Consider the following 18,969-nt stretch of genomic DNA (forward strand, 5'->3'; position numbering starts at 1 on the left):
CTACGATGGCTCCATCCGCCCACGATCACACCAATACAGGACGCCATGCACATCGCCATCCTCACCTTCGACGGCTTCAACGAACTCGACTCGCTCATCGCGCTGGGCGTGCTCAACCGCATCAAGAAGCCGGACTGGCGCGTGAGCATCTGCTGCCCGACGCCGGAGGTCACGTCGATGAATGGCGTGACCATCCGCGCGCAGTCGCTGCTGGAAGATGCGCGCTCCGCCGACGCGGTGGTCGTCGGCAGCGGTGTGAAGACGCGCGAGGTGGTCGCCAGCCCGGAGCTGATGGGGCGCCTGTCGCTCGATCCGCAGCGGCAACTGATCGCGGCGCAATGCTCGGGCACGCTCGTCCTGGCCAAGCTCGGCCTTGTCGAAGGCGTTCCGGCCTGCACCGACCTGACGACCAAGCCCTGGGTGCAGGAAGCCGGCGTGGAAGTGCTGAACCAGCCCTTCTTCGCGCGCGGCAACGTCGCCACCGCGGGCGGCTGCTTCGCTTCGCCTTACCTGGCCGGCTGGGTCATCGCGCGCACCGAGGGCATCGAGGCCGCCGAGGCGGCGCTGCACTACGTGGCGCCAGTGGGCGAGAAGGAGGCCTACGTGGCCAACGCGCTGAGGAACATCACGCCGTATCTGCCGCGATGAGGTCCGTTGTCGCCGTGGTCGCCTGCGCCGCGCAGCGCCCGTAGGTGTCGTCGAAACGCACGATGTCGTCTTCGCCCAGGTAGCCGCCGGTCTGCACCTCGATCACTTCGAGCACCGTCTTGCCGGGGTTCTCCAGCCGGTGGACCGCGCCGGAGGGCAGGTAGATCGACTCGTTCTCGTGCACCAGGCTGACCTTGCCGTCGCAGGTGGCGCGCGCCGTGCCCTTCACCACCACCCAGTGCTCGGAGCGGTGGTGGTGCATCTGCAGCGAGAGCCTGGCGCCGGGCTTGACCGTGAGGCGCTTGACCTGGAAGCGCTCGCCCAGGTCGATGCTGTCGTAGGCGCCCCATGGCCGCACCACGCGGCGGTGCTCGGTGGCTTCGGCGCAGCCTTCCAGCGAGAGCTTGCGCACCACCTCCGCCACCTGCTCGGCGCAGCCCGCGCCGGCTACGAGCACGGCGTCGGGCGTATCCACGATGATCAGGTCCTGCGTGCCCAGCGCCACCACCGGCCGGTGCGGCGCATGCACGAAGGTGTTGCGCGAGTTCAGCGCGCTGGCCTTGCCGCTGAGCCGGTTGCCGGCATCGTCGGCCGGGTGCAGGCTGGCGACCGCGTTCCAGCTGCCCACGTCGCTCCACAGCCCCTCGAACTTCACGACCGCGATCTGGCGATGCTTCTCGAGCACCGCGTAGTCGATGCTGTCGGCGCGGCATTGCTCGAAGGCGGCGCGGTCCAGCCGCACGAAGCTGCCGTCGCGGGTCGCGTTGGCCGCGGCGCTCTCGCAGGCCTGCAGGATGTCGCCCGCGTGCTCGCGCAGCGCGGCGATCAGCGTGCGCGCCTGCACGAGGAAGATGCCCGCGTTCCAGCTGTAGCCGCCGTTCAGGATCAGCATTTCGGCCACCGCTGCCGTCGGTTTCTCGACGAAGCGCGCCACCGCCTGGCTGTGCCCGCCGGCCAGCGCCTCGCCGGCCTCGATGTAGCCGTAGGCCGTGCTCGGGAAACTGGGCACTACGCCGAAGGTGACGATCCGGCCCGCCAGCGCCGCATCGACGCCGGCATGCACGGTGCGGGCGAAGAGGGCGGCGTCGGGGATGTGATGGTCCGAAGGCGCGAACAGCAGCAGGTCGTCAGGCTCGGCCATCAGCGCGGCCGATGCCATCGCTGCAGCGGTGTTGCGCGCCACCGGTTCCAGGATCTGCCGGCCCGTGACACCGGCGTTCTCCACCGTTTCCTTCACCAGGAAGCGGTGGTCTTCCGAGGTCACGCAGGTGATGTCGGCGTTCAGCAGAGCCAGCCGCTCCAGCGTGAGCTGCAGCAGGCTCTTGCCGCCGACCAGCGGCGCGAACTGCTTGGGCAGGGCCTTGCGCGACAGCGGCCACAGCCGCGTGCCGCTGCCGCCGCACAGGACCACGGGATGGATGGAGGGAGCGGTTTTCATGATCGGTCGCCAGCGTTGGGTTGCGTGCAGGTTGATGAAGAAGAGAGGAAAGGGCCGCTTCAGATCAGCCCGGAATACGCGGCATAGCTCACGGCCTGCGCGCGCGAATGGACGTGCAATTTCTTGTAGATGTTCTTGATGTGGGCGTTGACGGTCTGCCCCGAGATGCCCAGCCTGTTTCCGATCTCCTCCGTGACGTGCCCGCGCGCGACGAAGCGCAAAACCTCGCACTCGCGCGCCGTCAGCGTCGTCTCGCGCGGCAGGGGTTGCGCAGCCGGTGGCAGCGCGCCCATCGGCCGGTGGCTCAGCCGGGAGAGCAACCGGCGTGCCAGCCGCGGCGTGATGGCCGCGCCGCCGTTGACCACCTGCAGCACCGCCTGGGCGAAGCTCTGCAGCCATGCGTCCTTCAGCAGGTAGCCGGTGGCGCCCAGTTCCAGCGCGTGCAGCACGTGCGCCTCGTCCTCCAGCACGGTGATGACGATGATCTCGGCCGAGCGGCGGTGCTCGCGCGCTTCCTGGATCAGGTCGAAGCCGGAGCCGTCGCCCAGCCGCAGGTCGACCATCAGCACGTCGAACTCGTGCGTGGCCACCAGCCGCCGGCCGTCGCGCAGGCTGCCGGCCTGGCCTTCGAGCTGTATGCGCAGGTCCGACAGCAGCTCCTGCGCGATCACGCGGCGCATGAACTCGTCGTCGTCCACGAGCAGCACGCGCACCGGCGCGTCTTCCTGCCCGGTCAGGAAACCGGGCCACAGCGGCGTGGCCGGCGCGCAGACCCCTGGCGGATAGCCCGATTGGCCGGCGCCCAGCTCGATGGCTGGGGGTGTAGCTTGTTCAGACATGGGTGTGCCCCCGGTTGGAGTGGATGTTGATGGCTCTGTCTTTGTTCTGGAACAGCACGGCACCGGGCACCAGGGTGGGCACCGGGTCGTCGAATCCGCGCGGGCTGGCGCACTGCCAGCGCCAGCTGTCGGCGCACATCTGGTCGAGGTCGCGGCGCGCCCGCCAGCCGAGCGTGCGCCACGCGCTGCGCACATCGGCCCAGTAGGCGGGTGCGTCGCCCGGGCGGCGCGGCCCGATGCGCAGCGCGATGCGCCGGCCGCTCGCGCGCTCGAAGGCCGAGACCACCTCCAGCACCGACGCGCCGTGGCCGGTGCCCAGGTTGGCCATGAGGATGCCGGGTCGTCGCGCCGCGCGGTGCAGCGCCGCCACGTGGCCCTCGGCCACGTCCATCACGTGCACGTAGTCGCGCACGCCGGTGCCGTCGGCGGTGTCGTAGTCGGCGCCGTGCACCACCAGGCACTCGCGCTCGCCGGCCGCGACCTGCGAGATGTAGGGCATCAGGTTGTTGGGCGGGCCGTTGGGCAGTTCGCCGAGCAGGCCGCTCTCGTGCGCGCCCACCGGGTTGAAATAGCGCAGGCAGGCGATGCCCCAGCGCGCATCGGCGTGCGAGAGGTCGGCCAGCATGCTCTCCACCATCGACTTGGTGCGGCCGTAGGGGTTGACCGGCCCATGCGGCGCGGCCTCGGCGATGGGCGAGGGCTGCGAGTCGCCATACACCGTGGCCGACGACGAGAACACCAGCGTGCGCACGCCCGCACGGTCCATGGCCCGCGCCAGCACCAGGCTGCCGGCCAGGTTGACGTCGTAGTAGCCCAGCGGATCGGCCACCGATTCGCCGACTGCCTTCAGTCCCGCAAGGTGCACCACCGCCTGCACGCCGTGCGCGGCGAAGGTGCGGTCGAGCGCGGCGCCGTCGCGCACGTCGGCGCGCACCAGCACGGGCTCGACGCCGGTGATGCACGCCACCCGCTTCAGCGAGCGCGCGTCGCTGTTGACCAGCGTGTCGAGCACCACCGGCTGGTAGCCCGCCGCGATCAGCGCCACGCAGGTGTGGCTGCCGATGAAGCCTGCGCCGCCTGTCACGAGGATCCTGGGTGCGGGCATGGCGGTGTTCCTTGGGGCGGGCCGGTCGTCGCGTCAGGCGGTGACGCAGCGCTGCAGCTGCTCTTCGAGGCGCTGCAGGATCACGTTGCGGTCGAGCTCGGCCTCGGCGAAGCGCCGGCCGATCGACCCCATCAGCTCGCGCGTGGCGGGCGACATGGAAAGCTGCTCGATGGCGTCGGCCAGCGCGGCGGCGTCGCCGGGCTCGACCACCACGCCGCGGCCCCACACCGCCTCGCTGAGCGCGGTGCCGGCATGCGCGGTCACGATCACCGCGCGGCCGCTCGCCAGCATGCCGCCCAGCTTCGAAGGCATGACCAGGTCGGCGGCATCGGCGCGCTGGGGCAGCACATGGATGTCGGCCATGCCCAGCAGCTCGTTGAAGCGCTCGGTGGGCTGCAGGTCGAGGAAGTGCACGTTGACCAGCCGCACGCAGGCGTTCATCAGCGATGGGCGGCTCGGCCCGTTGCCGCAGAACACGAAGTGGATGTTGTGCGAGCACACCAGCAGCCGCGCCGCCTCGGCCAGCAGCTCGATGCCCTGCTTGCTGCCGAGGCTGCCGGCATAGAGCACCACCACCGCGTCGGCCGGAATGCCAAGTTCGGCCCGGTAGCCCTGCGCGGAAGCACCCGAGACCAGCGCCGGCCGCTCGAGGGGCCGGATGGCCTCCACGTCGACCCAGTTCGGGAACAGCACCAGCCGCGATTCGTCCACGCCCTTTTCCAGCGCCTTGGCGCGCATCGCGGTCGAAATGGTCGAGACCCGGTCGAACCTGCGCATCAGCCAGCGCTCGGCGGCCAGCGCGAAGCGCCGCACCCGCTCGCCGCGCAGCCAGCCCAGGCCGAAGGCGGCGTCCACCTCGTAGTCCTGGATGTGCAGCCACGAGCTTGCGCGCATCAGCTTGGCCAGGCACAGCGCGGCCGGCGCGCAGGACAGGGGCGGCTCGACCACGAACACCACGTCAGGACGCCAGAACAGCTGCGCCAGCAGCAGCGGAACGCTCGACAGCGTGAACGACAGCAGGTGCCCGATGCGCCCCAGCGCGCGCGGCTGCGAGGGCACCCAGGTGGGCGCGCGCCATACCTTCACGCCGTTCCAGTCGGACCTGCGGTACATCCAGGCCGAGTACCCCTCGAACACCGACCACTGCGGAAAGAAGGGCGGCGAGGCGATCACCCGCACCTCGTGCCCGCGCGCCTGCAGCCACTCGGCCATCTCGCCCGAGTACTTGCCGATGCCGGCCAGCTCGGGCGCGAAGTTCATCGAATACAGGAGGATCTTCACGATGCCTGCCTCCGCGCCAGCAGGCGCGCGATGGGAAAGAAGCCGAAGTGCAGGCGCATGCGCGTCTCGTACAGCGCGAAGTCGCTCAGGCAGGCGATGAAGAAAACGTAGTGCGGCTTGCCGGGAAAGAGCGAGGCCACCACCACGTACGACGCCAGCCGCAGCGCCACCTCCAGCAGCGCCCACTGGCCCAGCGAGCCCATCGAGGTCTTCAGCGACAGCACCATCTCGTGGTGGATCGTGTAGGTGCGCAGGAGGAAGTAGGGCGCGATGCAGAGGAAGATGGTGCGCGCCTCGTTGCCCAGCTTGAGCAGCGGCGCGGCCACCGAGATGAGCGCGGCCAGCCCGACGAAGAGCCCGCAGCCCAGCAGGAAGGAGTGCCGCGCGAGCCGCAGCTTCGCGGCCGTGAAGTTGCCGGCCTCGGTCTCCAGCATCGCGGGCGTTTTTGTGACCAGGAAGGCCTGCACGAACTGCGAGGGCGCCTCGGCCAGCAGGAAGGCGAGCTTGAAGGCGCCCACGTAGCTCAGCGGCATGAAAGAGGCCACGATCAGCAGGTCCGACTTGCGCAGAAGGAACATGAGCAGCGAATACACCGTCGCCCCGGCCTGCGAGGCCAGCCCGAGCGCCGCGCGCCCCACCGGCGGCGCCTCGCCGTTGGCCGGCAGGCCCACGGCCAGGCACACCACGACCACCGCGATCAGGTTGATGAGCAGCAGGTGCGCCACGCCCAGGTCGAAATGCACCGCGGCGCAGACGCCCACGCCCGCGACCAGGACGGTCGAGCGGATTCCGGCCTCCAGGTTCAGCAGCCCCGAGTGCCCGAGGCCGCGGCTGAAGGAAAGCCGCAGGCTGTTGAATGCGAACACCGCCAGCGTGACCACCAGGATGGCGAAGGGCGCGTCGCCCACCGGCAGGCGCTGCACCGTGAGGATCACCGTCGCGAGCACGGTAGCCAGCGGCAGGCCGATGGACAGCGTGCGCACCACGTCGCCGCGCGTCACGCCCGGCGGCGCCGAGGCCGCGTTGCGCGAGAACAGCAGCGAGCTGCCCAGCGTGGCCACCACCAGCGCCACCTCCAGGACCGACTGGTAGACCGAGTACTCGCCGAAGCGCGCGGGCGGAACGCTCGCAGCCATCAGGAAGATGGCCAGGAAGCCCGACAGGTACACGTAGAGCCGCGAAGCGAGCGCGCCCAGGCCCGACAGCCATGCCATGCGCGCCCCGGGCAGCGGTAGTGGCAGGCTGAAGTGCTTCATGGCGTCGGCTCGCTGGTGCTCATTTGCCGGCCGGCACGCGGTGCACGCGGCGCGTGTCGAACAGCCGGCGCGCGAAGGCGCCCGCGCGAAAGGCGTTGTTCTTCGCGCGACGGGCGATCTGCAGCCCATAGGTCACGGCCGCCACGGTGAGCATGTGGCCGCGCAGGGCGTAGGGCATGGCCATCTTGGCGCTGCCCTGGAAGTGCAGCGCCACCACGCGCGTGAGCTCGCCCGAGGTGCTGGTCAGCCAGGCCTTGCCCTCGCGGTAGGCGATGCGCTTGGCGCCGCCCAGCACCTTGAACTCCCCGCGATGCAGGTTGTGCATGCCGTTGATGTTGTGGTCGACGACCGTGCCCTCGAGCACCCGGTTGATGGGCTCGTCGTTGCCGGTGGCGTGCGCCCAGAGGTAGAGCAGCGTCATGTCCGACACGCCGCCGCGCACGCCCCGCGCGGCGAAGCGCGCCGAGATCTCGCGCAGCTTCCGGCGCCCCGAGGGCGTGGCATAGGTGTCGAGCACGCAGGCCACGAAGCGGCGCAGTCCGCTCGATGTCCAGTAGCTCACGTGCGGCGAGATCTGGCAGGGGTTCCAGCCGTCGGCCGACTGCATGCTGGAACCCGAGAAATCGGCCCTGCCCACCAGCCGCCTGATGTGCTGCCCCGCGCCCTGGAAAAGCAGCACGTCGCTGTCGATCAGCACGAAATCGCGCACTTCGGGGTTGGATTCCAGAAAGCGCGCAAGCAGGAAGTAACGCCGGAAGCAGATCTTCTCGAACTCCGGCGTGTTGCTCGACAGGTGCACGTAGGAGCGGCAGAAGCGCTCGTAGGCCGGACCCGCGTCGGTGTCCGAGAGCACGAGCAGCGGCTCGCCGGCCAGCTCCGCCGATTCGCGGCACAGCGCGAGGGTCTTGTTCTGGCGGTCTTCCACGACGATGAAGGGCAGGGGCGGGTTCATGGTGATCGGGTTGGGTTGAGGCAGGTGTGACAGCGTTTCTCTGATTCAGGGCTTGCTCGCCGCCGTGACGCTCTTGATGAGCGCGACGTGCGCGGGAACGAAGCGGCCGGCTGCGTCGATGGGCATGTCCAGCGTGAAGAGACCGCGCGCGGCTGATGCGTCGGCGATCCAGGCACGAAGCTGCGCGGTCGTGAATCGCGCCGGCGCGTCGCGGCCCCACGAGGCGGTCAGCGGCGTCAGCACGTGCAGGACGAGTTCCGAGGGCGGGCCGCTCAGGTGCGGCGGCGGCTGCATGTATTCGCCGGCCATCAGGTTCTGGCAGGGGGCCGACTTCGCGCTGAAGCGCTCCGCGCCTTCGCCCGCGTTGAAGGCCAGCCAGCGGTTGGTGGCGCCCGCGCGCGCGGCGCTGCACAGCATGTCCCAGCCGGCGGGCGTGATGCCCTTGGTGTTGTAGGTGCCGTCGAACCACCAGCCGCTGGCCAGCGCGCCATAGCGCTGCGACCAGTCGCGGATCACGCTGGACCACGCCGCTATGAAACGGGCCGGCGGCGGCTCCTGCTCCGACACGTCGCCCAGGCAATCCATGAGCGCGCGGTCGGCCTGCGGCGCACGGAACGGCAGGTACAGGATCAGCGCGATGCCCCGGCTGCGCAGGGCCCGGCCGATCTCCAGCGGCAGGTCGCGCGGCGGGCGGTTTGCGGCGCTGGCCGGGCAGAGCACCTCCAGCGCCGCATTGGGCGCGATGTACTGGCCGCTGTTCTGCCCCAGCGTCAGGATCAGGTGCGAGACGCGCATCTCCGCCAGCGTGGCAGCGAAGGCTTCCACGTCGAAGCGCCTGATCTCGCCGATCGATTGCTTGTCGGGCAGGTAATGAACCATCACGCCGAAGCCCGGCGTCGGCGCCGATGCGGGCTGGGCATGGGCCGCCAGCGGCAGCGCCACCGCCAGCAGCAGCTTCGCGATGAATCGCACGACGTGCGGCAGGCATGCAGTCATGGCACGGCCCCCGCGAGCGAAAGCGTGCCGCGCTTGAGCATCAGGTAACGCCTCGCGACGTTGGCGGGTGCGCAGGTGCCGGCGTGCACCCACGCCGGGCGGGCGTGCTCGTGGTGCGCCAGGTACTGCGCGATCTGCTCCGGATCGTCGCCGTCGCTGCCCGCGAAGAAGGCGTAGTCCGCGAACAGCTCGCGGTGCACCGGAATGTCCGACAGCAGCAGCGGCACTCCCAGCGTCGCCGCCTCCGCCGCCGAGAGGTTGAAACCCTCGAAGGTCGAGAGCGAGATGAAGGCGGTGGCGCCCTGGTACAGCCGCAGCAACTCGTCGCGTGGCACCAGGCCGCGGTGCCGAACGCACTCGCGCACCTCGGGCGGCATCGCCGACACCATGCGCTGCACTTCCGCCGCACCGTTGCCGGTGATGTCGAGGTAGTCGACCAGCCCGGCCGCCTTCATGCGCTCGAAGAGCGCGAGGATGCCGGCGAAGTTCTTGTGCGGGTAGTAGTGGTAGGCCGCGATCAGATAGCGCGCGCCGGGCGCCGCGACGGCGGCCGGGGCGACTCGCGGCGCGTCCACCGGGTTGAAGATGACGCTGGAACGCGCGCCGCGGCCGAAGTGGCGCTCGAAGTCGCGCTGGCTGCTGCGGCTGATGAAGACCACGTCGGCCGCGCTGCGCGCCGCGCGCCAGAGATTCCAGTCGAGGAAGAGCCGCTTGAGGCGCCCGAAATACTGCGGATAGGCCTTGTACTGCAGGTCGTGCACGATCACCACCGAGTCGCGATGTCGCCCCAGCAGCGTGAGCGGCAGGTAGTAGTTGGGGAACATCGAGAACAGCTGCTCGCCGGTGATCAGCGTGCGCAGCCGGTGGAAGTTGTAGAGCAGTGTGTCGAGCACGAAGCGGCTGATCTTCAGACGCTGCGCCAGAGCGAAGAGGCGCGGGTGCCGTTCGCTCACCGGCACAACGCGGTCGTCGGGCGAAAGCCGCATGTGGCGCAGCAGCACCTGCGACACGTTGAGCACGCCGCCGGCCGCCTTGTTGAGGCGCACGGTGTCGTAGTAGAGGTAGGCGGCCATGGGTGCTTCTTTCTTTTCTTTCTTCTTCCTTCATGCGCTCGGCAGGCGGCGCCGCACCACGCGCGTCATCGCGCGGCGGGTGCGGGAGCTCAGAGAGCCCGCGATGAATGCGGCGATCACGCCCGAGGCAGCGAACGGCCCCCAGCCGAGGATCGGGCCGCGCATGAACGGCACGTAGGCGGCCAGCAGCACCAGCGCCGCCAGGTAGGAACCCGACACCGGCCGCCCGGCCTGGACGGCGCGGTCCACCGCCCGGAAGGCGGCCGATACCGCGAAACCGAATAGCGCCGGCCCTGCCAGACCGAAGTCGAAATACGCCGTGGTGAAGGGCGGCAGCGAGAGATTGGCCTGCGAGAAGTTGCCGAGGATGGCCGACCAGCCCAGCGGGTCGAAGTCGGGAAACATCTTCAGGCTGCGCGGCAGGAAGAACGAGAAGGCCGACAGCAGGTAGCGGCCCCAGCCCAGGTCCGGAATTGGCGCGCGCTCCAGGATGCCCGCGACGACGAACATCGCGTCGAAGTCCTGGCTGAAGGGAAAGGTCCGCAGCTCCTCGCCCCAGATGCTGCCGCGCGAGATCAGGTTCAGCACCGGCCCCAGCCCCGCGATGGAGCCGAAGATCAGGCCCGCGAGCAGCCAGCGCCGGCTGCGCGCCAGCGCATGGACGAGCAGCGGCAGCAATCCGATCAGCAGGACTTGCCGGGCCGTGTTCACCGGGTTGGCCGCGATCGCCGCCAGCCCGAAGGCGATGCCCGCCACGCCCCACGACCACAGCGTGCGGCGGCGCAACGCCTGGATGGCCAGCGCCACGAAGCACATCAGCACCACCAGCTTGGGCAGCGTGGAATAGAAGATGAAGTCGATGGCGAGGTTGTTGTCCTCGCTGCCCAGGCCCGCGACCCCACGCGCCACGAAGTTGAGCTCCGGCTTCACCAGCAGCGCGGCGAAGGCGAACACCGCGCAGCCCAGCAGCAGCAACTGGGCGTTGGCGAGCTCGGCCATGCGGCCGTCGCGCCGCGCCATCGCGTCGGCGGGCGCATCGCGCTCCCCCAGCCGCGCGGCCTCCACGCCCGCCATGTAGAGCAGCAAGAGCATCAGCGCCTGCGTGTGCGAATCGGCGCGCATCACGCCCGCGTCCCAGAAGTCGATGTCGTGCGATATCTGCATCGCCGGCGCGATAGAGAAGTAGGTCAGGATGGCCGCGTAATGGATCAGCAGGAACACGCTGCCGCCGGCCGATCCCAGCATCGCGATCTGCACCAGCGACAGCACGAACACCGCCGCGTAGCCCCAAACCGGATCGACCAGGCCGCACAGCGCGGCGCAGACGATGCCGGACCAGAAGGCGAGGGGGCGCATGGCGGGCCTGCTGTGGGATGGGCAGTCGGCGGTTCAGGCGTGGGCCTTGGCCAAGGGCTGCGCCTGGTCCTGGCCTTGACCTGCTGCATCGATCTCTTCGACCGGCCGGATCGCCTTCTGGTAGTCGGCGTAGGTGCGGCGAAGCCCCTCGGCCAGCGGTACGGTCGCGTGCCAGCCGAGGCTGTTGGCACGCGAGACGTCCAGCAGCTTGCGCGGCGCGCCATCGGGCTGCGCGAGGTCGTAGCGGATGGTGCCGGTATAGCCCACCACGTCGCGGATCAGCTCGGTGAGCTCGGCGATGGATACGTCCTCGCCGGTGCCGAGGTTGATGTGGCCGCGCATCGCGTCGGTCTGCCGGTCGTATTCGGCGCGCGAAAGGTTCATCACCGCGAGGCAGCCCTCGACCATGTCGTCGACGTACAGGAACTCGCGACGGGCGCGGCCGCTGCCCCAGATCAGCACGCTGGGCGAATTGCCGATCTTCGCCAGGTGGAAGCGCTGGATCAGCGCGGGTACCACGTGGCTGTTCTCGATGTGGTAGTTGTCGCCCGGGCCGTACAGGTTGGTCGGCATTACGCTGCGGTAGTCGATGCCGTGCGTGGCGCCGTATTGGCGGTTGTAGCTCTCGCACAGCTTGAGCCCGGCGATCTTGGCGATGGCGTAAGGCTCGTTGGTGGGCTCGAGCTTTCCGTTGAGCAGGTATTCCTCGCGGATCGGCTGCTCGGCCATGCGCGGATAGATGCAGCTGGAGCCCAGGAACAGAAGCCGCTTCACGCCAGAGACGAAGGCCTGGTGCGTCACGTTGGTGGCGATGGCCAGGTTCTCGTAGATGAACTGGGCCGGATACGTCATGTTGGCGTGGATGCCGCCGACCCGGGCGGCCGCCAGGTAGACCTCGTCGATGTGTTCCGTGGCGAAGAAGCGGGCCACGGCTGCCTGGTCGAGGAGATCGAGTTCGGAATGGGTTCGCGTCACCACGTCGTGGCCCAGTTCGCGAAGGCGCCGTGCCGTCGCCTGACCCACCATGCCGCGATGACCTGCTACGAAGATTCGCATATGAGCTTTCGTTGAAGTGGTTGAATGGAAAGAGCGGAACCGCCGATGGGTAGTGGCTGTGTCGCTGCGGCCGCTATCGCGACCCGCGCGCCCCCGTCACCACCCCGAAGGTCTTCAGCAGGATCACGAAGTCCCGCCACAGCGACAGGTGCGCGACGTACTCCGCGTCCATCGCGGCACGGCGGCGGTAGCTGATCTCGTTGCGCCCGCTGATCTGCCACAGGCCGGTGATGCCAGGGCGCACGGCGCAGTAGTGGTCCCAGTAGTCGCCGTACAGGTCCTTCTGCGCGAACATGCAGGGGCGGGGGCCGACCATGCTCATGTCGCCCTTGAGCACGTTCCAGAACTGCGGGAACTCGTCGATGCTGTACTTGCGCAGGAAGGCGCCGAAGCGGGTGATGCGCGGGTCGTTCTGCAGCTTCTGGTAGACGGCCCATTCGCGCCGCGCGGCCTCGTTCTGGCGCAGGTGGCGCGCCAGCACCGCGTCGGCGTCGGCCACCATCGAGCGGAACTTGTAGAACTTGAAGACGCGCCCGCCCTTGCCGTAGCGCGGCTGCATGTAGATGGCCGGGCCTCCGGAGGTGTAGAGCACGCCGAGCCAGACGAGCGCATAGGCCCAGCCGAAGAAGAGGAAGAAGGAGCCGGCCATCAGGATGTCGGCCATGCGCTTGGCGCGACGCAGCCAGGGCGCGCCGCCCAGCGGCATGTAGGGCGCCGTGTTGGCGGCCGCGGTGCCGACGCCCGGATTGCCGGGCCCGTGCCCGGTGGAGGAGGTGGATCTGAGCGTGTTCATGATTCGGCGTGCTCCGGTTCGATGCGCCTGGGCATCACGGTGTCGGCCGTGTCCAGCTGGTAGGCGGGATCGCGCCGGGGCGCGGGAGCGGCGGCGGTGGTCGTCGGGGCATAGCCGTAGTAGCCGTAGCTGTAGCTGCGGTTGCGGCGCTGCGTGGTGTCGACCGCGTTGAACACCACCCCGTGGAAGGCCGCGCCCACGTGGGCCAGCCGCTTGCTGCTTTCGAGCAGCTCGCCCATCTCGCTGTTGTCCGCGCGCGCCACCAGCAGCACGGTGCCCATGCTCGGCGCCATGGCGGCGGTCTCGGAGGCCAGCAGGGCCGGGGGGGCGTCGATCACCACCACGTCGTAGCGTGCCGACAGCAGCGCCAGCGCATGCGCGAAGGTGTCGCTGGTCATCAGGCCGGCCGGGTCCGGGTGCGGGGTGCCGGCGGACATCACATCCAGGTAGGGCAGCACCTGGTGGTGGATGGCCTGCTCCAGAGGCACCTCGCCGTTGATGACGTCGGCCAGGCCGTCGCGGCGCTGCAGGCCGAAGTCTTCGGTCAGGGTGCCGCGGCGCAGGTCGCCGTCGATCAGCAGTACGCGCTTGCCCGACACCGCCAGCAGCGTGGCGAAGTTCGACGACACGAAGGTCTTGCCCGCGCCGGCCGTGGCGCTGGAAATCAGGATGCGGTTGTTGGGCGCGCCCACCATCACGAACTTGAGCGCCGTGCGCAGCCTGCGCAGGCCTTCGAGCGCCGGGTCTTCCACGTGCAGCGCCGCCAGCACCTTGACGCCGGGCTTGCCCTTGCGCACCGCGCGGTCGAGCACGCGCTGCTGCGTGCTCAGCGGGATGCTGCTGTACACGTTCAACCCGGTGATGGCCTCGATGTGGTCCGGACTCTCGATGGAGCGCTTCAGGTTCTTGCGCGCCAGCGCCGCCGCGCCACCGGCGAAGAGGCCAGCGGCCAGCGCCAGCGCGACCACGATGACCGGCTTGGGCCGCACCGGCTTCTCGGCCACCAGCGCCTGGTCGAGCACGCGCACGTTGGCCACCTTGCCTTCCTTGGCCAGCCGCATCTGCAGCGAGCTGTTGAGCAGCGTCGCGTAGAGCTCGGTGTTGACCTTGATGTCGCGCTGCATGCGCACCGCGTTCTGCTGCAGCATGGGCATGCGGCGGATGCGGCCGTCCACCGAACCCAGCTCCTTCTTGAGCGAGGCGATCTGCGCGTCGAGCGTCTGCACCATCGGGTGCTGGGCGGTGAAGCGGCCCACCAGGTCCAGGCGCTTCTGCTTGGCGTCGAAGAGCTTGGCCTGCAGGTCGACGTTCTGCGTCAGCGCGTTGCGGGCCTCGTCGTCCAGGCTGATGGTGCCGTTCTGGTTGCGGTACTGGTTGTAGGCGTCCTCGGACTGCTCCAGCTGCTGCTTGAACTTGGGCAGCTCGGTGCCCAGGAAGGCCAGGGCGCGCTCGGCCTGCACCGTCTTCTGCTCGATGTTCTGGCGCACGTACAGGCCCGCGATCTCGTTGAGCACGCCGGCGAGCTGGTTGCGGTTCTCGGCCTGCAGGCTGATGTCCATCACGCCCGACTGCTTGCCTTTCTCGACCACGCGCAGGTCGCGCTGCAGGCCCAGGAGCGTGAGCTGCTTCGAGTAGCGCACCAGCTCGAAGGCCCCGCCGGGGCGGGCCTCGAAGGAGCCCACCAGCAGGTGCAGGTTGCCACCGGGCACGGTGGCGTCCAGCGGCGTGCCGGCGGTGCCGTGCAGCGGCGACTCGAGCTCGGGGCTGGTCAGGGTGTAGTTGCCCTCGGTGCCCGCGACCAGCGTGAACTTCTTGCCCTCCAGGGCGGGCGGCACGTCCATCTGCGCGACGGCGATCTGCTCGGTGCCCGAGACATAGTTGCCCCAGCCGAACACGCCCGGCGTGGAAAGCCGGCTCGAATGCCGCGCCAGGAACTCACCCACCACGGGTATGTAGAGCGGCTTCGCGCCGATGTACAGGCGGGTGTTCTCCATCGCCTGGCCCAGCACCATGCGCGAGCGCAGGATCTCGGTCTCGCCCGCGGTCGGCGTCTTCACGCTGATGCCGCCGCCTCCGTTGGCATCGCCCGGAAAGTTGCCGCCCGAGCGGTCGGGGTCTTCCACCTGGATCAGGATGTTGGCCTCGTACACCCGGGTGCCGAAGAGCGCGTAGCCCACGCCCGCCAGCAGCGCCAGCGCCGTGATGCCGGCGATCAGCCAGCGGTTGTCCACGAGGATGTCGAAGTACTCGTGGAAGCGGGACTCGCGGGGCCAGGCCGTGGTTTCGAGCACCGTCACTGGGGTGCCCGCGGGCGCGGGAAGCGACGGTTGCCAGTGCGCGTTCATGGGGTTCACCTTTTGCGTTGGCGCTGTTGCTGTCCGGACGGGCGAGGCGCCTAGCGGCGGGCCGTGTCGCGGGCGAGGTTGACGACCTGGGCGGCCGGCAGGATCAGGCTGAACACGCGGCTCCAACTCACCAGCGGCACGCGGTCGACGTACACCACGTCGCGCGGCTGCAGCTCGAAGCGGTCGGCCAGCGCGAGCGCCACCGGGTTCTTCGCGTTGAGGTTGAAGACCTGCTGCACGTCCAGGTTGTCGGGCGAGTTGCGCACCACGTAGATCTGGCCGGGGTCGGAGGTCGCGAGGTCGGGCCCGCCTGCATCGCCGAGCGCCTCGTTCAGGCTCAGCCGGCCGTTGTTGCGCATCTGCAGCGCCGACGGCGCGCGCACCTCGCCCATCACGTAGACGCGGCTGTCCTCGCGGGTGCCGACGTTCACGATGTCGCCGTTGCGCAGCGGAATGCTGTTGGGGTCGGCGCCCATCGCCTGGAGCATCGGCAGGTTGATGACCGTCGAGACTCCGCCGCGCGTGAGCGTGACGTTCGCGCGGTCGCCGGCCTGGGTGAAGCTGCCGGCGCGGCTGATGGCCTCCGACAGCGTCATCGGCACGTCGGTGAAGATCTGCAGCCCTGGCGTGCGCACCTCGCCCTGCACGTAGGCGCGCTGGCTGCGGAAGGACTGGATGCGCACCGTCACCTGGGGGTCCTTGATGAAGGACTTGATGCGCTGCGCGATCAGCTCCGACGCACCGCTCTCGGTCAGGCCCTGCACCTTGGTGCGCCCGATGTACGGAAAGAAGATCTCGCCCTTGGCGTCGACGATGAAGCCGGGCGCCACGGTCACCCCCGTCGGGTCCGACTGCTGCGCGATCACCGCGCCGGCGTTCGGCAGCAGCTCGGGGTGGTCGTACACGATGATGCCCACCACGTCGCCCGGCCCGATGGTGTAGACCGGTGCCGCGGTGAACAGGCGCTTGATGTTCTCGGGCACGCCCTTGGGCCGCTGCGCGATCTGCGTGCGGATCAGGTCGGGCGTGATCGGGATGATCTGTCCGGTGCTGCCCGAGGCCGTGCTGTCGCCGTTGGCGCGGGTGAAGCCCAGCGGTGCCACCGAGCCGAATCCCGGAGCGCAGCCCGCGAGCATCACCAGCCAGATCGAGACCAGCATGGCCAGCCCGAACCATCGCAGCCGTGCCTGCGCTGGCGTCCGGGCCAGGACTGCGGACGGTTGCGTTCCGCGTGCTTGTGTCGCTGGATCGTGGCGTTGCATGGTGATCTCCTTGACGGCTGGTTGTGGCGGGTGGTGCAAGGCGTGAATGAATGGTTCGGCGTGGAGCTCTGTCAGAGCGCGGCCCAGGTGGTCATGGCCGGTTCGGGGCTGGCGGGTGCCCGGCTGCTGCCCTGGCTGCGGCGCTCGGTGCCGCCGGCCAGGCAGCGCTCGGCGACCCAGTCGCCCACGCTGCGCAGGAAGAGCTGCTGGCCTCTCGCGGTGCACACGGTGTGATCGACCTCGCCGAGGAACTCGTACTGCAGCCCCTGCGCGAAGGGCTTGCGGGCGAAGGCGCCGAGCTGGTCGCGGCCGCGGTCGCACACGTGCAGCGAGCCCGAATACAGCAGCTGCATCGCCACGTTGCGCTCGGCAAGGCGCTGCAGCGCGGCGCCGAACCAGATCGCGTTGGCCTCGGGCGCGCGCCTTTCAGCGAAGAAGCCCGGCAGGGGCGTGGTCGAGTGGCTGCGCAGAAAGTGCCGCTGCAGCCAGCGCCTGGCCTTGCCCGGAAAGGACGGGTGCGCGGGCGCGGCCAGCGCGCGGCGCAGGTTGCGCTCCAGCCGCGCGCGCAGCTCGGGAAAGGCGAATCCGTCGAAGAGCGACAGCCCCACCACGCGCCGGTCGGCCAGAGCGGCCGACATGGCGTGCTCCACGCCCGAGCACATGCCCACGATCACGAACTGGTTCACGCCCAGCGTGCGCTGCGCGGCGTCCATGGCCGCCTTCAGGCTGTGCACCGCGCGCACATGCAGGTCGGGCGAGGTGGCCAGCGCGTCGCTGTCGCCGATGCCGCCCAGGTCGAAGCGCAGGCTGCCCACGCCGCGCGCGGCCAGCAGGTGCGCCAGCTTCACGTTGATGCGGCGCGGCCCCACCCGATGGTTGGCGCCCATGTTGAACATGAGGCAGGCGGTGCCGCCGCGCGCCGGCCGCGCAGGCAGCGTGAGCATGCCCATCAGCGCGTCGCCGGGCCCGAACTGCAGCGGGGCCTGGGCGATGGCGCCCGGAAGCGTCGTGGTCGGGTCATTCATGAAGAGCACCCTGCAGGCGGTTGAGCGCATCGGCCGGGACCATCGCGCTGTTGGGATAGGGGTCGGAAGTCCAGTCGAGCTGGTGGCTGAAGTACGCGAGGCGCACCGGCATGTGGCGCGACTGCTGGTCGGCCGCCCACTGGGCGGTGCGCTCGTCGTCGGGGCCGGCGAGCACCAGCGTGTCGTGCAGCGCGGTGAGCGGCAGCGACTCGGGCACCAGCGCCGCCAGCTGCGCGCGCAGCGCGGGCGAGAGCAGGGTGCCCAGCGCCTCCTCGGGCATCGCTTCGGGCTCCTGCAGCAGGCTTCGGCGCCATGCCAGGTCGGGAATGCAGAAGGTGGTGTCGATGGCGGCCACGTGCTGCTCGCGCAGCAGCCGTGCATAGCTGCGCCCGTCGATCACCGGCTCCCACAGCACCAGCCGCACGGGGTCGCAGCGCCCGCCGCGCGCCGCCAGCACCGCCACGGTGGCACCGAGCCGCGCGCCGATCCACACGATGGAAGCGCCGGGCGCGCGACGCCGCAGCTCTTCGTGCGCCGAGCAGAGGTCGCGGCGCCAGCCGTCGAGCTCGCCCTCGACTTCCTCGCCCGGAGAATCGCCAGAGCCGTAGAAGTCGAAGCGCAGCGTGGCAATGCCCGAGCGCGAGAGCCGCTCGGCCAGCACCTTGAAGAAGCGGTGGGTGCGCAGGCCCTCCTGCCCGAAGGGCGGGCACAGCAGCACGGCGGTGTTGCCGCCGGCGCTGTCTTCCTCGGCGGGATGGAACAGGCCGAAGAGCTGCCGCGAGGCCGGCCCGAACATGATCGGCTTCAGGTGGCTCATGCGTGCGCCTCCAGCAGGCGGCCCGAGTGGCTGGCATTGCCGGCGCGCGCCTCGGTCTGCCGCCATTCGGCGATGGAACCCACGCAGTCCATCCGCTCGGGCGCCGGGCCCAGCAGCAGCCAGAGGATGCGGCCCGCCACCGCAAGCTCCACGCTGCGGCAGTCGGGCTCCAGGCCCACTTCGAAACTCTGCGACGACACCAGCAGCCCCACGCCGATGGCCTTCAGGCAGGCTTCCTTGCGGGTCCAGCAGGTCAGGAAGGCGCGGTCGCGCTCGTGCACGGGCAGGGCGGCCAGCGCTTCCTGCTCGCGGCGGGTGAAATGCTCGGCCGCGAGCACCGCCGCGTCGGGCACCGGGCGCAGCAGCTCGATGTCGGCGCCCAGCGGGCCGCGCCCGCCGATGGCGATCAGCGCCAGCCCCTGGCTGTGGCTCAGCGAGAACTGCGTGCGCGCATGGCCGGTGAGCGACGGCTTGCCGAAGGAGCCCTTCGACAGGTGCAGCTCGGCGTGCTGCAGGCCGGTGTACTCGCTCAGCGCCTGGCGCAGCGCGAGGTGCGAGGCCACGTAGCGCTGGCGGTCCAGCGGCGAGCGGAAGCTCTCGGCGCGCTCGCGTTCCTCGTCGGAGAGAACCTGCTCCGACGGAAGGCCCGCGAACCTGTCCAGGTCGACGTACAGGCACAGCGGCACGTCGATGGAAAGCGGCTGGGGGGAATGGCCGGCCATGCTCA

The 18,969-nt window shown here is 69.8% G+C and carries 17 protein-coding genes; 1 reads left to right on the forward strand and 16 read right to left on the reverse strand.

Going from position 1 to position 18,969, the window contains the following annotated elements:
• The first annotated feature begins 45 nt into the window (after positions 1–45).
• Positions 46–648 (forward strand): DJ-1/PfpI family protein, encoded by a 603-nt coding sequence (locus ABL838_RS15095; protein WP_184637996.1) that lies wholly within the window; start codon positions 46–48, stop codon positions 646–648.
• On the opposite strand, the gene ABL838_RS15100 is transcribed toward ABL838_RS15095, so the two are convergent.
• From ABL838_RS15100 to ABL838_RS15175, 16 genes are all read right to left on the reverse strand, one after another.
• The gene (locus tag ABL838_RS15100) at positions 626–2,086 is read right to left on the reverse strand and encodes a mannose-1-phosphate guanylyltransferase/mannose-6-phosphate isomerase (RefSeq protein ID WP_184637994.1); all 1,461 of its coding nucleotides are present in this window, start codon (positions 2,084–2,086) and stop codon (positions 626–628) included. The two genes, ABL838_RS15095 and ABL838_RS15100, sit on opposite strands and share 23 nt — an antisense overlap.
• A gap of 59 nt (positions 2,087–2,145) precedes the next feature.
• A complete protein-coding gene (locus ABL838_RS15105; protein WP_418125793.1) occupies positions 2,146–2,925 on the reverse strand; it encodes a LuxR C-terminal-related transcriptional regulator in 780 nt (259 codons plus the stop codon).
• A complete protein-coding gene (gene galE / locus ABL838_RS15110; RefSeq protein WP_418125794.1) occupies positions 2,918–4,030 on the reverse strand; it encodes a UDP-glucose 4-epimerase GalE in 1,113 nt (370 codons plus the stop codon). The genes ABL838_RS15105 and galE overlap by 8 nt, the downstream gene beginning before the upstream one ends.
• 33 nt (positions 4,031–4,063) lie before the next feature.
• Positions 4,064–5,311, reverse strand: a complete 1,248-nt coding sequence (locus tag ABL838_RS15115; RefSeq protein WP_184637990.1) for a glycosyltransferase WbuB — start codon at positions 5,309–5,311, stop codon at positions 4,064–4,066.
• Positions 5,308–6,567, reverse strand: a complete 1,260-nt coding sequence (locus ABL838_RS15120) for a polysaccharide biosynthesis protein (RefSeq protein ID WP_369662369.1) — start codon at positions 6,565–6,567, stop codon at positions 5,308–5,310. The genes ABL838_RS15115 and ABL838_RS15120 overlap by 4 nt, the downstream gene beginning before the upstream one ends.
• Positions 6,568–6,586: 19 nt before the next feature.
• On the reverse strand, positions 6,587–7,519 hold the full coding sequence (locus ABL838_RS15125) for a hypothetical protein (protein WP_418125795.1): 933 nt from the start codon (positions 7,517–7,519) through the stop codon (positions 6,587–6,589).
• Between the two features lie 45 nt (positions 7,520–7,564).
• Positions 7,565–8,515: a hypothetical protein gene (locus ABL838_RS15130; RefSeq protein WP_418125796.1), complete on the reverse strand. Its 951-nt coding sequence runs from the start codon at positions 8,513–8,515 to the stop codon at positions 7,565–7,567.
• A complete protein-coding gene (locus ABL838_RS15135) occupies positions 8,512–9,588 on the reverse strand; it encodes a glycosyltransferase (protein WP_418125797.1) in 1,077 nt (358 codons plus the stop codon). Before ABL838_RS15135 ends, ABL838_RS15130 begins: the two co-directional genes overlap by 4 nt.
• Before the next feature lie 30 nt (positions 9,589–9,618).
• Positions 9,619–10,944, reverse strand: a complete 1,326-nt coding sequence (locus ABL838_RS15140; protein ID WP_126019686.1) for a hypothetical protein — start codon at positions 10,942–10,944, stop codon at positions 9,619–9,621.
• Positions 10,945–10,977: 33 nt separating this feature from the next.
• Positions 10,978–12,000, reverse strand: coding sequence for a GDP-L-fucose synthase family protein (locus ABL838_RS15145; protein ID WP_418125798.1), 1,023 nt, complete (start codon positions 11,998–12,000; stop codon positions 10,978–10,980).
• 73 nt (positions 12,001–12,073) lie between these two features.
• Positions 12,074–12,793 (reverse strand): sugar transferase, encoded by a 720-nt coding sequence (locus ABL838_RS15150; protein ID WP_126019695.1) that lies wholly within the window; start codon positions 12,791–12,793, stop codon positions 12,074–12,076.
• Positions 12,790–15,138 (reverse strand): polysaccharide biosynthesis tyrosine autokinase, encoded by a 2,349-nt coding sequence (locus tag ABL838_RS15155; protein WP_184637975.1) that lies wholly within the window; start codon positions 15,136–15,138, stop codon positions 12,790–12,792. The genes ABL838_RS15150 and ABL838_RS15155 overlap by 4 nt, the downstream gene beginning before the upstream one ends.
• Positions 15,139–15,188: 50 nt before the next feature.
• Positions 15,189–16,400: a polysaccharide biosynthesis/export family protein gene (locus ABL838_RS15160; protein ID WP_418120405.1), complete on the reverse strand. Its 1,212-nt coding sequence runs from the start codon at positions 16,398–16,400 to the stop codon at positions 15,189–15,191.
• Positions 16,401–16,471: 71 nt separating this feature from the next.
• Positions 16,472–17,425, reverse strand: coding sequence for a hypothetical protein (locus ABL838_RS15165; RefSeq protein ID WP_184637971.1), 954 nt, complete (start codon positions 17,423–17,425; stop codon positions 16,472–16,474).
• Positions 17,418–18,242 (reverse strand): serine aminopeptidase domain-containing protein, encoded by an 825-nt coding sequence (locus tag ABL838_RS15170; protein ID WP_418125799.1) that lies wholly within the window; start codon positions 18,240–18,242, stop codon positions 17,418–17,420. The genes ABL838_RS15165 and ABL838_RS15170 overlap by 8 nt, the downstream gene beginning before the upstream one ends.
• The gene (locus ABL838_RS15175; RefSeq protein ID WP_418125800.1) at positions 18,239–18,964 is read right to left on the reverse strand and encodes a 4'-phosphopantetheinyl transferase family protein; all 726 of its coding nucleotides are present in this window, start codon (positions 18,962–18,964) and stop codon (positions 18,239–18,241) included. Before ABL838_RS15175 ends, ABL838_RS15170 begins: the two co-directional genes overlap by 4 nt.
• Positions 18,965–18,969 lie beyond the last annotated feature (5 nt).

This window comes from Variovorax sp. 160MFSha2.1, assembly GCF_048305075.1.
In the GTDB taxonomy this organism is placed as follows: domain Bacteria; phylum Pseudomonadota; class Gammaproteobacteria; order Burkholderiales; family Burkholderiaceae_C; genus Variovorax; species Variovorax guangxiensis.